General features: G+C 65.3%; 18 protein-coding genes. 12 read left to right on the plus strand and 6 right to left on the minus strand.

Annotation, left to right across the window (positions count from 1 at the left end; genetic code table 11):
- A partial coding sequence (locus AC1VNY_RS02900; protein ID WP_482404030.1) for a flagellar biosynthetic protein FliO occupies positions 1 to 665 on the minus strand: 665 nt, incomplete at its 3' end.
- Positions 666 to 1,024: 359 nt separating this feature from the next.
- Between AC1VNY_RS02900 and flgB the strand changes: the two genes are divergently transcribed.
- The 9 genes from flgB to AC1VNY_RS02945 all read left to right on the plus strand — a co-directional run bounded on the left by flgB (position 1,025) and on the right by AC1VNY_RS02945 (position 9,333).
- A complete protein-coding gene (flgB, locus tag AC1VNY_RS02905) occupies positions 1,025 to 1,435 on the plus strand; it encodes a flagellar basal body rod protein FlgB (protein WP_482404031.1) in 411 nt (136 codons plus the stop codon).
- A gap of 111 nt (positions 1,436 to 1,546) precedes the next feature.
- Complete coding sequence (flgC, locus tag AC1VNY_RS02910; protein ID WP_018272466.1) at positions 1,547 to 1,972, plus strand: flagellar basal body rod protein FlgC; 426 nt, start codon at positions 1,547 to 1,549, stop codon at positions 1,970 to 1,972.
- A 26-nt stretch (positions 1,973 to 1,998) separates the two neighbouring features.
- On the plus strand, positions 1,999 to 2,310 hold the full coding sequence (gene fliE / locus AC1VNY_RS02915) for a flagellar hook-basal body complex protein FliE (protein ID WP_038385464.1): 312 nt from the start codon (positions 1,999 to 2,001) through the stop codon (positions 2,308 to 2,310).
- 145 nt (positions 2,311 to 2,455) lie between these two features.
- Complete coding sequence (gene fliQ / locus AC1VNY_RS02920; protein ID WP_016844766.1) at positions 2,456 to 2,719, plus strand: flagellar biosynthesis protein FliQ; 264 nt, start codon at positions 2,456 to 2,458, stop codon at positions 2,717 to 2,719.
- Positions 2,720 to 2,737: 18 nt separating this feature from the next.
- On the plus strand, positions 2,738 to 3,508 hold the full coding sequence (fliR, locus tag AC1VNY_RS02925) for a flagellar biosynthetic protein FliR (protein ID WP_016844767.1): 771 nt from the start codon (positions 2,738 to 2,740) through the stop codon (positions 3,506 to 3,508).
- Between the two features lie 11 nt (positions 3,509 to 3,519).
- Entirely contained in the window at positions 3,520 to 4,593 is a 1,074-nt protein-coding gene (gene flhB, locus AC1VNY_RS02930) for a flagellar biosynthesis protein FlhB (RefSeq protein ID WP_304496122.1), read from the plus strand.
- A gap of 142 nt (positions 4,594 to 4,735) precedes the next feature.
- Entirely contained in the window at positions 4,736 to 7,300 is a 2,565-nt protein-coding gene (gene cckA, locus AC1VNY_RS02935) for a cell cycle histidine kinase CckA (RefSeq protein WP_482404142.1), read from the plus strand.
- Between the two features lie 242 nt (positions 7,301 to 7,542).
- A complete protein-coding gene (locus AC1VNY_RS02940) occupies positions 7,543 to 8,505 on the plus strand; it encodes a Tim44 domain-containing protein (RefSeq protein WP_482404032.1) in 963 nt (320 codons plus the stop codon).
- Positions 8,506 to 8,655: 150 nt separating this feature from the next.
- Entirely contained in the window at positions 8,656 to 9,333 is a 678-nt protein-coding gene (locus tag AC1VNY_RS02945; RefSeq protein ID WP_018272461.1) for a hypothetical protein, read from the plus strand.
- Between the two features lie 156 nt (positions 9,334 to 9,489).
- Here the strand turns inward: AC1VNY_RS02945 and AC1VNY_RS02950 are convergent, their stop codons facing one another.
- Positions 9,490 to 9,897 (minus strand): DUF3606 domain-containing protein, encoded by a 408-nt coding sequence (locus AC1VNY_RS02950; protein ID WP_069276127.1) that lies wholly within the window; start codon positions 9,895 to 9,897, stop codon positions 9,490 to 9,492.
- 152 nt (positions 9,898 to 10,049) lie between these two features.
- Here AC1VNY_RS02950 and AC1VNY_RS02955 point away from each other — a divergent pair, with 152 nt between their 5' ends.
- Positions 10,050 to 10,757, plus strand: coding sequence for a glutathione S-transferase (locus AC1VNY_RS02955; RefSeq protein WP_482404033.1), 708 nt, complete (start codon positions 10,050 to 10,052; stop codon positions 10,755 to 10,757).
- 101 nt (positions 10,758 to 10,858) lie between these two features.
- Here AC1VNY_RS02955 and AC1VNY_RS02960 read toward each other — a convergent pair whose 3' ends face one another.
- Positions 10,859 to 11,218: a GFA family protein gene (locus AC1VNY_RS02960; protein ID WP_016844775.1), complete on the minus strand. Its 360-nt coding sequence runs from the start codon at positions 11,216 to 11,218 to the stop codon at positions 10,859 to 10,861.
- Positions 11,219 to 11,227: 9 nt separating this feature from the next.
- Positions 11,228 to 11,902 carry a methyltransferase family protein gene (locus tag AC1VNY_RS02965; RefSeq protein WP_092084988.1) on the minus strand — a complete coding sequence of 225 codons (675 nt, stop codon included), beginning with the start codon at positions 11,900 to 11,902 and terminating at the stop codon, positions 11,228 to 11,230.
- A 147-nt stretch (positions 11,903 to 12,049) separates the two neighbouring features.
- Here AC1VNY_RS02965 and AC1VNY_RS02970 point away from each other — a divergent pair, with 147 nt between their 5' ends.
- On the plus strand, positions 12,050 to 12,376 hold the full coding sequence (locus tag AC1VNY_RS02970) for an ArsR/SmtB family transcription factor (RefSeq protein ID WP_482404034.1): 327 nt from the start codon (positions 12,050 to 12,052) through the stop codon (positions 12,374 to 12,376).
- Positions 12,376 to 12,816, plus strand: a complete 441-nt coding sequence (locus AC1VNY_RS02975; RefSeq protein ID WP_482404035.1) for an SRPBCC family protein — start codon at positions 12,376 to 12,378, stop codon at positions 12,814 to 12,816. The genes AC1VNY_RS02970 and AC1VNY_RS02975 overlap by 1 nt, the downstream gene beginning before the upstream one ends.
- Here the strand turns inward: AC1VNY_RS02975 and AC1VNY_RS02980 are convergent, their stop codons facing one another.
- A complete protein-coding gene (locus AC1VNY_RS02980) occupies positions 12,817 to 13,278 on the minus strand; it encodes a hypothetical protein (protein WP_482404036.1) in 462 nt (153 codons plus the stop codon).
- A 103-nt stretch (positions 13,279 to 13,381) separates the two neighbouring features.
- The gene (locus tag AC1VNY_RS02985) at positions 13,382 to 13,699 is read right to left on the minus strand and encodes a Kazal-type serine protease inhibitor family protein (protein ID WP_482404037.1); all 318 of its coding nucleotides are present in this window, start codon (positions 13,697 to 13,699) and stop codon (positions 13,382 to 13,384) included.
- Positions 13,700 to 13,806 lie beyond the last annotated feature (107 nt).

Below are 13,806 nucleotides of genomic sequence, written 5' to 3' on the forward strand. Positions count from 1 at the left end.
GCCTGGGGAGGCGGTGGCGGCGGCGTCACGGCGCGCTCGGTTGTGCGCAGCGGCGGCGGCGCCTTCGGCGGCTCGGCGGCGCGCGGCGGACGCGGGACCACCGGCTCGGAGCGCGGCGGCAGGCGCGGCGGCATCGGATCGGGCCGCGGCTCGCCGCGTTCGGGCGTGAAGCCCGCGAGCGGATCGCTGCGACGCTCGGCGAGCGGCGGCGGGGGCCGGCGCAGCTCGTCGGCGAAGGAGGGCCGCGCCTGACGCGGCGGCAGCTCCGGCTCAGGAAGCTCGAAATTGTCGGAGCGGGCGGCTTCGCTCTCGTTCCACGCTGCATCCGGAAGCGGCGCCACGCGCGGCGGCGCGGCATCGGCTGCGACCGCGGGGCGGGTCGACATTTGATCGCGCGCGGGCATCGCGCGGACGATATTCGGCTCGACGACGATATCGGTGGGGCCGCCGATCATCAGGAGATGCTCGATGTTGTCGCGGCGGACCAGCACCAGGCGGCGCCGCCCGTCGACGGCGGCAGCGTCGATCACCGCCAGGCGCGGCATGCGTCCTCGGTTGGCGTTGGCCCCGAGGCGGTTTCCGGCGAAGCGGCGGACGAGCCATGCGGTCACGCCGATCAGCGCCAGCACGACAACGAATGCCAAGACGAATGTAATGACCTGCATATTGGAGTCCCCGGCCATCTTGGCCTTCCTCAGCTTTCGCCATCAACGGGCGCGGATTGACAGGTGCGGTTTGCGCAGCGAATCGCGCCCGAGATTCGCCTTATTTCTTAATTCCCAGCGGCTTGCAGCCCACTGTTCTATTAATAAACCAAGAATCGCTTGTCCCAAAACGACTTCTCAGTGCCCCACACTGTCTTGGTTTGTGCTGGTTAACGCAGCATTCGTGGCGAAAATGCGCTCGCAGGCTGCAGTTGCGGCGTTCTCCACGGATCCGTCCGGCATTTTAACCACCTGTTAACCATACACCGGGCAAATTCTGCCTACCTCGGAAGAGCCCAGAGGTTAACGGAGCCGCGGCGATGGCCATGAACGATCTCCCGATCCTGTCGGCGTTGCGCACCAAGATGCAGTGGCACCAGGAGCGCCAGCGGGTGCTCGCCGAGAACATTTCCAATTCCGACACGCCGAGCTTCCGGCCGCGCGACCTGGTCGAGCCGAAGTTCGACCGGACCGGCGCGACGGTCGGTAGCGGCGTGGGGACGCTGCCGATGATGCAGACCAGCACCACCCACATGGCGGCGTCCGGGGCGCCCGACAGCTTCGACAACGATCGCGGCAAGAGCGGGTTCCAGACTCGCCCGGCCGGCAACGCGGTCAATCTCGAGGAGCAGATGCTGAAAGTGTCGGCCAACCAGATGGACTATGCGGCCGTCACCTCACTCTACAGCCGCAGCCTGCATCTCCTGAAAACCGCGATCGGCAAGGGCTAGGGCATGACCCGGAAAAGTGTGAGGCGGTTTTCCGTCGCGACAAACGCGGAATGCGTTTGCGCGGAGATCATGCCCCAACCAGCAAAAGCCTGACGGCGGCAGGAGGATCCCATGGCAGATGGAACAAGCGATTTCGCCCGCTCGATGAGCATCGCGACCTCAGGCCTGCGGGCGCAAGCGGGGCGCATGCGGGTGATCTCGGAAAATATCGCCAATGCCGATTCGACGGCGCAGACCGCGGGCGGCGACCCCTACCGCCGCAAGGTGCCGACCTTTTCCTCGACGCTCGATCGTACGCTCGACGCCCAGGTCGTGGCGCTGGGCCGGATCCGCCCCGACCAGTCTTCGTTCCGTGTCAAGCACGAGCCGGGCAATCCGGCGGCGGACGCCTCGGGCAACGTCAAATATCCGAACGTCAATGCGATGGTCGAAATGACCGACATGCGCGATGCCCAGCGCTCCTACGAGGCCAACCTCAACATTATCAGCGCGACGCGGCGGATGATCCAGCGCACGCTCGACATCCTCAAGTCCTGACGCAACAAGAACAGGGAACGTAAATCATGGCTACACCGACCGTCGCCGCCAACGCCTACGCCAACCTCGCCAAGATGATGGAGCGCGGCGGCGCCGAGAAGGCCGGGCAGGCCGTCGCCGGCCCATCCTTCAGCGCGCTGCTGAAGGACTCCGTCGGCAGCGTGCTGGAGGCGGGCAAGAAGTCCGACGCGCAGACCATGGCGATGGCCTCGGGCAAGGCGAACGTGATGGACGTGGTGACGGCGGTCGCCGACACCGACGTTGCGGTGTCGACGCTGGTCTCGGTGCGCGACCGCGTGATCCAGGCCTATGAAGACATCATGAAGATGCCGATCTGACGTCGCTTGCGACGCCATCCCGGGGCGATGCGCAGCATCGAGCCTCAGATGTGCAATTGCACATCAAATATCTCGAGGTTCCGGGTTCGATGCGTTGCATCACCCCGGAACGACGGTGCAAACAACTGACAGCGAGAACTCAACAATGACCGGCCCCGAAACCCTCGACGTGGCGCGCGATGCGATCTGGACCATCGTGGTGGTGTCGTCGCCCCTGATGGTGGTCGGCCTCGTGGTCGGCGTCGTGGTGTCGCTGTTCCAGGCGCTGACGCAGATCCAGGAACAGACCCTGATTTTCGTGCCGAAGATTCTCGCGATCTTCGTCACATTGCTGCTGGCGCTGCCGTTCATGGCGGACTCGCTCTCCAGCCACATGATGCGGATTTCATCGCGAATCATCGGCGGTTGATGCACTAATGCCGCGGTCATGCGCATCGATGTCTCCCTGCTGCCGGCGCTGGCCGCGATCTTCGTGCTGGTCTTCGCGCGCGTGGGCGCGATGGTGATGCTGCTGCCCGGTTTCGGCGAGAGCAACATCCCGGCGCGCGTCAAGCTGTCGATCGCGCTGTTGCTGACGCTGATCATCCTTCCCCTGCATCGCAACGCCTATCATGTCGACCTGACGTCGATCTCCTCGCTCGGCGTCCTGATGGTGCATGAGCTCATCATCGGCATCGTGCTCGGCGCGACCGCGCGGGTGACGCTGTCGGCGCTCAACGTCGCGGGCTCCGTGATCGCGCAGCAGCTCGGCCTCGGCTTCGTCACCGCTGTCGATCCGACCCAGGGGCAGCAGGGCCAGATCATCGGCAACTTCCTCACCATCCTCGGCCTCACGCTGCTGTTTGCGACCGACAGCCACTATCTCGTCATTGCGGCGCTGAGCGAGAGCTACCGCATCTTCTCGCCGGGCGAGATCATGCCGACCGGCGATGTCGCCGCGCTTGCGACCTCGGCCTTCTCCGCCGCCTTCAAGATCGGCCTGCAGCTGTCCGCGCCGTTCTTGGTGTTCGGCCTGGTCTTCAACATCGGGCTTGGCGTGCTGGCGCGGCTGATGCCGCAGATGCAGGTCTATTTCGTCGGCGTACCGCTCTCGATCATGGTCGGGTTCCTGATCTTCGGCGTCGTGCTCGCCGCGATGATGAACACCTATCTCGACTATTTCCTCGGCGTCATGCGCCAGCTCGCTCCGATGAACTAGGGGGAGAAGAAGTGGCGGACGATACCGAAGACAAAACAGAAGACCCTACGCAAAAACGTCTCGATGAAGCCCTCGAGAAAGGTGACGTCGTCAAGAGCCAGGAGGTCAACACCTGGTTCGTGATCGCCGGCGGCACCTTGGTGCTGTCGACCTTCTCGGGCTCGATCGGCAGCGGCATCTTGATGCCGCTGCGCAACCTGATCGCCAATTCATGGATGATCCGCACCGACGGCGCCGGCCTGCTGGCGCTGACACAGTCGCTCGGCTACGCGGTGGTCGCCGCGATCGGCGTGCCGTTCTTGTTGCTGGCCCTGGCCGCGATCGCGGGCAACATGGTGCAGCATCAGCTGGTGTGGTCGGGCGAGCAGCTCAAGCCGAAATTCTCCAAGATCTCGCCGGCTGCCGGCTTCAAGCGGCTGTTCGGCAAGCAGGCGGTGGCGAATTTCCTGAAAGGCTTGTTCAAGCTGATTGCGCTCGGCGCCGTGATGGTCGCGGTGTTGTGGCCCGATCGGATGCGGATGGAATCCTTCCTGCGGGTCGATCCGGCCGAGCTGCTGCCCGCCATCACCGGCATGACGGTGCACCTGTTGGCGGCGGTGGTGGCCATCCTCGCTGCGGTTGCGATCGCCGACTACTTCTTCCAGTACCGGACCTGGTACGAGCGTCACAAGATGTCGCTGCAGGAGATGAAGGAGGAGTTCAAGCAGTCGGAAGGCGACCCGCACGTCAAGGGCAGGATCAAGCAATTGCGGGTCCAGCGCGCCAAGAAGCGCATGATGGCCCAGGTTCCGAAGGCCTCGGTGATCATCACCAACCCGACCCACTATTCGGTGGCGCTGGCCTACGACCGCAGCATGTCGGCGCCGATCTGTGTCGCCAAGGGCGTCGACATCATCGCCTTCAAGATCCGCGAGATCGCCAAGGAGCACGACATTCCGATCGTGGAGAACGTGCCGCTGGCCCGGGCGCTCTATGCGACGGTCGAGATCGACCGGGAGATCCCGGTCGAGCACTATCACGCGGTTGCCGAAATCATCGGCTACGTGATGCGGCTGAGGCGCGGCCTGTCCGGCCTGCGTCAGTAAGGGGCGGAAAACCCGCTTGAAATGCGCGTAGCTTGCGAAATTGCCGCCTGATGGACTTGCGTTTTCGGGTCCGATTCAGGCACTCAGGGGTGAGGTGGCCGGCCGGTCGCCTTCGTGATGCAGACGAGCCATGTCTCTCCAGATGACCGCCGATAGCAACGATCCTTCCGTGACCGAGCCGTTCGTGGCCCACGGGCCAGCGCGGCGGAACGGCAGCATCCTGCTGGTGGTCCTGATCGCCGCCGGCATCGTCGCGGTGGCGGTCTGGCTGATGACCATCGGCCGCACCGAGGCGCAGCCCTATATCCTCGGCGTGCTGGCGCTGCTCGCCACCGTCGGGCTGTTCAACCTGTTCGCCCTTGCCGCCGGCATCATCCGCTTCTCCGACCGCGCCACCGATGATCCGGTGATGGCGCGGATCGCCGACCAGGCCCAGGAAGGGCTCGTCGTCACCGACTCCCGCGGCCACGTGGTCTATTCCAACGCCGCCTATCTCACGCTGACCGGCGCGGCCGGGCCGCAGGACGTCCGTCCGGTCGAGCGCGTCTTCATCGGCAACCCCGACGTCTCCGAGGCCGTGTTCCGCCTTTTGAAGGCGGCCCGCGAGGGCAAGCGCCAGCAGGAGGAGGTCCGCGTCGCCGGCCACGAGGCCGGGCAGGGTCGCTGGCTGCGCCTGCGGGTACGCCCGCTCGGCGAGGGCAAGCGCGATGCGAAATACGCGGTTTGGTCGATCGCCGACGTCACCCGCGACCGCGAGCGCCAGGAAGACGTGTTCCAGGAGCTGCGGCACGCGATCGAATATCTCGATCACGCGCCATGCGGCTTCTTCTCGGTCAATCCGGCCGGCGAGATCGCCTATGTCAACGCCACGCTGGCCAACTGGCTGGACTACGATCTGGCCGAGATCGGCTCGGGCGGCCTGAAACTGACCGACATCGTCTCGGGCGACGGCGCGGCGCTGTTGACCTCGATTGCGGCGGTGCCGGGCGAGGTCAAGACCGAGGTGTTCGACATCGACCTGCGGATGCGCGGCGGCAAGACCGTGCCGGTGCGGCTCTATCACAAGCTCGCCTTCGGCGCCGACGGCGCGGCGGGCGCCTCGCGCACGCTGGTGATCAGCCGCGCCCGCGACGAGCATTCCGATCCGGAGCGCGCCGCCGAGGTGCGCTTCATGCGCTTCTTCGACCATACGCCGATGGCGATCGCGACCGTCGATCGCGGCGGCAATGTGGTCGGCGCCAATGCGCGCTATGCCAAGCTGGCGCAGGGCCTGAACGGCGACGGCGGCGCCGCCAAGTCGATCTTCCGCGCCGTCAATCCGCGCGACCGCGGCCTCTTGATCGCCGCGATCAACCAGGCGGCCGAGGGCCAGGGCGACATCGCGCCGGTCGAGGTGATGCTCGACGGGCCCAAGGAGCGCTTTGCCCAGTTCTTCGTCACCACCGTCGAGAAGGACGAGCGCGACGCCGAGACCGCGATCGTCTACATGCTCGAGATCACCGAGCGGCGCGCGCTGGAAAACCAGATCAACCAGTCGCAGAAGATGGAGATGGTCGGCCAGCTCGCCGGCGGCATCGCGCACGACTTCAACAACGTGCTGTCGGCCATCATGATGGCCAACGACTTCCTGCTGAACGCGCACAAGCCGACCGACCCGTCGTTCCAGGACATCATGCAGATCAAGCAGAACGCCACCCGCGCCGCGACGCTGGTGCGGCAGCTGCTTGCATTCTCGCGCCGCCAGACGCTGCGGCCGCAGGTGCTCGATCTCGGCGATGCATTGAGCGACCTCACCATGCTGCTGCGCCGGCTGATCGGCGAGAAGGTCAAGCTCGACCTCGTGCATGGCCGCGACCTGTGGCCGGTGAAGGTCGACGTCTCGCAATTCGAGCAGGTGGTGGTCAATCTCGCGGTCAACGCGCGCGATGCGATGCCCGACGGCGGTAAGCTGATCATCCGCACCGCCAATGTGCCGACCGAGGAAGCCGCCCAGCTCGCCAACAAGGGCATGCCGGCGGCGGACTATGTGAAGATCGAGATCGCCGACACCGGCACCGGCATTCCGGCCGAGATCATCGACAAGATCTTCGAGCCGTTCTTCTCGACCAAGGACGTCGGCAAGGGGACCGGTCTCGGCCTGTCCACGGTCTACGGCATCGTCAAGCAGACCGGCGGCTTCGTCTATGTCGATTCCGTGCCGGGCGGCGGCACCACGTTCCGCATCTATCTGCCGCGGCATCGCCAGGAGCAGGAGGTCGCACCGGAGGCCCAGGCCGGCAACGGCGCGGCCAAGGAACCCGCCGTGGAAGCCGCCAAGCCGAAGCCCGATCTCACCGGGCAGGGCACCATCCTGCTGGTGGAGGACGAGGATGGCCTGCGCTCGCTCAATGCGCGCGGCCTGCGTTCGCGCGGCTACAGCGTGATCGAGGCGGCGAACGGCGTCGAGGCGCTGGAGGCGTTCGAGGAGAAGAACGGCGCCGTCGATCTCGTCGTCTCCGACGTCGTGATGCCGGAGATGGACGGCCCGACGCTGCTGAAGGAAATGCGCAGCCGCAACGCGGAGCTGAAGATCATCTTCGTCTCAGGCTACGCCGAGGACGCGTTCGAGAAGAGCCTGCCGGAGAACCAGCAGTTCGCGTTCCTGCCGAAGCCCTTCACGTTGACGCAGCTGGTCGCCGCGGTGAAGGAAACCATGACGGCGAATTAGCCGCGCGGTGATGCGCGTTGCGGATTCACCTGTTCCGGGGAGGTGGCGGGCGGGTGCTGTTCCGGTTGAACCTCGGCCGCATCTCGGGTTAGGACGCGCCGTCGCAGCCACAAGGACCATAGTGTCACATCTCCGCGACCGAGGGCCGCAGCCGCGGTTCCGGTTTCCCGCTTCACTTTTAACCGGCCCTGCCCATCTTAGGGGCGTTTCCCCATGCCGGGGAATCCTTTGAGGAAACCAACATGAATTTCTCGCAACGCACGCGTGGAATTGTTCGGGCGATCGCCGTCGCGATGGCGCTGGCGCTGCCCGTGATGATGACCGTTTCGGCGGCCGACGCCCGCGTTGGCGGCGGCGGCTCGCGCGGCTCGCGGACGTTCTCCGCGCCGCCTTCGACCAACACGGCGCCGGGCTCGGTTGCGCCGATGAACCGCACCTTCAGCCAGCCTGGTAGCCCGAACATGGGCGCGCCGGCGGCGGCGAATTCCGGCGGCCTGTTCGGTCGCGGCGGAATGGGCCGCGGCCTGCTCGGCGGCCTGGCCGCGGGCTTCCTTGGCGCCGGCCTGTTCGGCATGCTGTTCGGCGGTGGGCTGTTCTCGGGTCTCGGCGGCCTGTCGTCGATGCTTGGCCTCTTGCTGCAGATCGGCCTGATCGTGCTCGTGGTTCGCCTTGCGATGTCGTGGTGGCAGCGCCGCAACACGCCGGCGGCCGCCTATGCGGGTGGCCCCGACGTCGGCCCCGGTCCGCAGGCGAACGCCCGCTCGGGCTTCGGCTTCGGCCTCGGTGGCGGATCGAATGCGCCGGTCGAGATCGCGCCTGGCGACTACGAGACGTTCGAGCGCCTGCTCGGCGACATCCAGACCGCGTGGTCGAACGAGGACATCGCGAAGCTGCACACGCTCGCGACGCCGGAGATGGTGTCGTACTTCTCGAAGGATCTCGAGGAGAACAAGGCGCGCAATGTCACCAACAAGGTGACCAATGTGAAGCTGCTGCAGGGCGATCTGGCGGAAGCCTGGCGCGAAGGCGACAGCGAGTATGCGACGGTCGCGATGCGCTACTCGCTGGTCGACACCGTGCTCGAGCGCGGCACCGGCCGTCAGGTCGGCGGCGGCACGCAGCCGGAGGAGGTCACGGAGGTCTGGACCTTCGTGCGCCAGCGCGGCGGCAATTGGGAGCTTTCGGCGATCCAGCAGACCAACTGATCGATTGCCGGAGATGACAGACACAAGGCGCCGCGGCCTGGTCCGCGGCGCCTTTGTTTTGTGCCTTCATTCACATGTCGCGGCGCCGGAATATCCGGAAGGCCTGCGGGTTGATCTCAGCGGACCATAACAACCATCGGGAGGATTGAGATGAAGATCGTTGCGCAGATCGCGGTTCCGGCCTGTCTTGCGTTCGTCGTCGTGGCGGCGCCGCCGGCGGCGGCGCAGACCGCCGACACCAGCTTCTTCCTCACCAGCAACGGCATCGGCAACGGCGGCAATCTCGGCGGGCTCGCCGGCGCCGACAATCATTGCCAGACGCTGGCGCAGGCCGCCGGCTTCGGTGCGCCGAAGACCTGGCGCGCCTATCTCTCGACCCAGGCGGCCGACGGCAAGGCAGCGGAGAATGCGCGCGATCGCATCGGCAAGGGACCTTGGAAGAATGTAAAGGGCGTCGTGGTCGCCAAGGACGTCGCCGACCTGCACAGCGCCGGCAACAATCTCACCAAGCAGACCGCGCTGTCCGAGAAGGGCGAGGTCGTCAACGGTGCCGGCGACACGCCGAACCGCCACGACGTGCTGACGGGATCGCAGGCAGACGGTACGGCATTTGCGGCCGGCGAGGACCGCACGTGCAAGAACTGGACGAGCAGCACGCAAGGCGCCGCCATGCTCGGGCATTTCGACCGCAAGGGCCTGCGCGACGACGAGCCGTCCAAATCCTGGAACACGTCGCATCCCTCGCGCGGTCCCGACGGCGGCTGCTCGCAGGCCGACCTGAAGAGCACCGGCGGCGACGGCCTGCTGTACTGCTTCGCGGCGAACTGAGGGAAGCGCATCTGCTTCGTCATTGCGAGCGCAGCGAAGCAATCCATCCTGCCGTACGCGCGGAGCGATGGATTGCTTCGTCGCGGAGCCTGTCATCCGGCGGCGCTTTGCGCCGACCGGGTGGCTCCTCGCAATGACGGGATCGTGCGGCCGCGCTCAGCTCTTCTTGCGCTTGACGGTCTTCTTAACTGTCTTCTTGGCCGTCTTCTTTTTCTTTGCGGTTTTCTTCTTCGCCGCGAAATAGGCTTCGACCTTCTTCGAGGAATGTCCGACGGCTGCGACCGCGGTCTTGAGCCGGGCAGGGGTCACCTTGAACTTCTTCGACCAGTAGCGCACCTCGTAGGGCTCGCTGATCGCGATCCGCGCGCGGTCGGCGGCCTTGTGGCGCTGCTCCTTGAAATGGGCTTCCACCTTCTTGGCGGAATGCCCGACCTTCTTGACGGCGGCTTTCAGCTTCGCCGGCGTGACCTTGAACTTCTTGGACCAGTACGCAACTTCGTAGGACTCGCTCAACGCGATCAGAGCGCGATCTGCCGCGCCCCGCTTCTTCTTGCTATCCGCCATAAGATGATCCCTCATCGAAGATTCGACGTTGGAACCTTAGCAGCCTCGGCGCGGTTCGCCCAGGCGGCCGCGCGCGATGGACGATCTGACCGCGGCGCGGCTACGATCGAGCTGAAGCGAAGCGATGCGGCGAAGTTTTCGGAGGTAACTGCATGCACTATCAGCTTTACTACTGGCCGATGATCCAGGGCCGCGGCGAATATGTCCGTCTCGCGCTCGAGGATGCGGGCGCCGGCTACACCGATGTCGCGCGGGCCAAGGGCGGCATGGGTGCCATGACGAAGATGATGGAGGCACACAAGGGCACGCCGCCCTTCGCGCCGCCGTTCCTCAAGGCCGGCAGTCTCGTGATCGGGCAGACCGCCAACATCCTGCTCTATCTCGGCGCGCGCCACGGCCTCGCGCCGAAGGCGGAGGGCGGAAAGCTCTGGGTGCACCAGCTGCAGCTGACGATCGCGGACTTCGTGCTGGAGATCCACGACACCCATCATCCGCTCGGGCCATCGCTGTATTACGAGGACCAGAAGGCGCCGGCGAAGAAGCGCACCGAGGAGTTCTGGGATTCGCGGGTGCCGAAATATCTCGGATATTTCGAGGACCTCGTGCAGGCCAACCGCGGTGCGTTCGTCACCGGCCGCCGGCTGACCTACGCCGACCTGTCGCTGTTCCAGATCGTGGAAGGCCTGCGCTATGCGTTTCCGAAGCGGATGGCGGCGTTCGAGAAGAAGATCCCGCGGCTGATCGCGCTGCGCGATCGCGTCGCCGAGCGGCCGAACATCAAGGCGTATCTGGCCAGCGAGCGGCGGATTCCCTTCAACGAAGAGGGCATTTTCCGGCGCTACAAGGCGCTGGATTTGTAGGCACCGTCATTCCGGGGCGCGAAGCGAACCCGGAATCTCGCGCCACAATCTCTGGATTCCGGGTTCACGCTCCGCGTGCCCCGGAATGACGGCGTGGAAGGCTACCGGCTCCGCCCGTCCACCGGCGTCATCGCGATCTTCGACAGATCGATGCCATCGATGCAGCTGACATTCAGCGCCACGATGTCGGTGCCATCGGGCTTCTTGCCGCGCGCGAACACGTCGACGCCGCAATCGACGCAAAGCTGATGGCGGATCGCATGGCGGTTGAAGAGATATTCCTTGAGGTTTTCGGCGCCGGCGCGGAGCTGGAAGCTCGACGGCGGCATGAACACGAAGTGCAGGCCCTTCTTGGTGCAGATCGAGCAGTTGCAGGCCGTCACCATGGCCATATCGGTGGTGCATTCGAAGCGGACCTGTCCGCAATGGCAACCGCCGGTGTAGGTCTTGCTCTCTGCCATGATGATCCCTCACCACAGCCCGGGCACGAGGCGGTAGCGCACCCGTGCCGCATAATCGGCGTAGCCTGACAGTCCCGTCACCAGCGTGCGCTCCTCGATCCCTGTGCGGATCGCAAACATCACGAAGAACACCGGCACGAAGGCGAGGCCCCACCAGGAGCCGAGCGTCAGCGGCACGCCGATGAAGAACAGCATCACGCTCGTATACATCGGATGGCGGACCAGCGCGTAGGGACCGGTCGAGATGACGTGATGGTCGCGCTCGGTCTGCACCTTCACGACCGGCGCCGCGAACGAGTTGGTGCGGAACACCCAGAGGATCAGCACGGTCGACAACAGGTACAGCGCAAGGCCGAGCACGATCAGCGGCACGCCGTCATTGACGCCGTCAAAGCGCCGGTCGAGCCCCATCGCGACGAACCACAGCACGGCTACGACCAGGAACACCAGCATGAACCGCTTGTCCTCGGTGGGCTGGCCTTCACGCGCGGTGAGGCGCATGCGCTCGGCCAGCAGCCCGGGATCGACCTTGGCAAGCCACAGCCCGCAGGCCGGGCCGATCACGGCCGAGGCGATCAGATAGGCCCATGCGCCGGGCCAGTGCAGCGTGCCTGCGAAGGCGAACAGCAGCACGGCCATGGCGATGACGAAGAAGGTATTCTGCAGAAGGAGCTTTGCGATCATGAGCGGCTCCGCGCGATTCCAGTCGATATTATCGCACCCTTTTCCCGGCAAACATGCGACCGCAGCGATCAACTTTCGGAGCAGGCGAGACGTTCCTGCGTTGCGACTGTATTGACAGTCATATAAGCAATTGCTTATATATTTCTCATGCCCGCCGCCACGCAGCTGACCGATGTGCTCAAGACCCTCGCGGACCCGACGCGGCGGGCGGTGTTTGAGCGGATCGCGCGGGAAGGCGAGATCGCCGCGACCGGCCTGGTGCAGGGTTCAAAGGTGTCGCAGCCGGCGGTGTCGCAACATCTGCGCGCGCTGCGCGATGCCGGGCTGGTCGCCGAGCGGCGCGAGGGCCGGCATATCCATTATCGCATCGCGCCGAAGGGGCTCGGCCCGCTGATCGACTGGCTCGGCCATTACGAGAAGTTCTGGGCCGAGCGCTTTGCAAACCTGGAACGGCTGCTGAAGGAGAGTGAGTGATGGGTGAGACGCACGCGATCACGGTCGAGAAGGTGCTGCCCTACGCGGCCGAGAAGATCTGGCGGACGCTGACGACGAGCGATCGGATCGCGAAATGGCTGATGCCGAACGATTTCGCGCCGGCCGTTGGCCATCGCTTCAATTTCCACACCAAGCCGATGGGCGACTGGGACGGTGTCGTGCATTGCACGGTGCTGGATTGCGATCCGCCGCGTCTGTTGCGCTACTCCTGGAAGGGCGGCGCTGATACCAATCCGGAATACGGCTCGAAGCTCGATACGATCGTCACCTGGGCGCTGACGCCGGTCGAAGGCGGCACCCATCTGCGGATGGTGCATGACGGGTTCGTGCTGCCGGGCAACCGCTTCGCCTTCGACATGATGAGCCCGGGATGGGGCAGGGTGCTCGACGCCATCGCGCGCATCACCGGCGAAGGCTGATCACTCGTTGTTGCCGCGACGAACCGTGATCGACGCGTCGGTCTTGTTGCGGGTGCATTCGAGGTTGAGGCGGCGATAGCGCATCGTGATGGTGTTGCCGCGCAAGATGCCCATCCGCTTCAGGCAGCGCGAGGTGCCGGTGACGGCGTCGTCCTTCGGCACGGTGAAGATCAGCGCCGTGGCGGAGCCGACCAGGTTGAAGAACTCCGGCTTCATCTTGCGATCGGTCTTGGCGTAGAGCTCGATCGAATAGTCCTTGCCGCGGCAGCCGAGCGACAATTCCTTCGCCGCCGGGTGCGTGAGGTAGGTGATGTTGGCGGCGCTGAAATTGACCTTCAGCCCGTCGATCTGCCCGGCGAGCTGCTTGGCGATGTCCACGCAGGGATCGGCATGCGCGGGCGCTGCGACGAAAACCGTCGCCAGCGCGATCAGCGCGGCCAGCAGTGTGGAGCGGATGCTCAAAGGCAAGCGTCGGCGCAACGATGCTGTCACGAAATACCCCCCGCGGTATGAAAATACGCGAAGTTACATGCAGGCTCCCGCGGAGCCCGTCAATATGGCCGCGTCAGGACGAGCACTTGCCGTCCTGCGCCTTGGAAACTCCGGCGGCCCGGCGCTCGCAATCATTGCCATAGGTCTTGCCGTCGCAGCCGCAGACGGGCTTGAAGATCTTGTTGCAGATCGTCGGGCGGAACGCGCAGGTGCCGGTCTGGTCGAAGCGGCCGCAGGTCCCGGGCTTGAACTGGCAGAACTGGCCGCGACTGCTGCATTGCAGGCCGGCAAGGCCGCCGCACGGCTTGCCGAGGCGGGCGGCATCGGCGCCGGTCGGGACCGCGATCAGCAAGGTCAGCGCCGCGAACCAGATGAAGAGCGCTGTCTTCATGAAGGTCTCCTGATGGTTTCCTGATGGTTTCCCTGGCCGTTTCGCGGCTTGCCGGCGTTGTGGCAACCTGGGATTACGATGGCATGAAACATAGCACGTGGATTGCC

It is taken from the genome of Bradyrhizobium ferriligni (assembly GCF_056837965.1).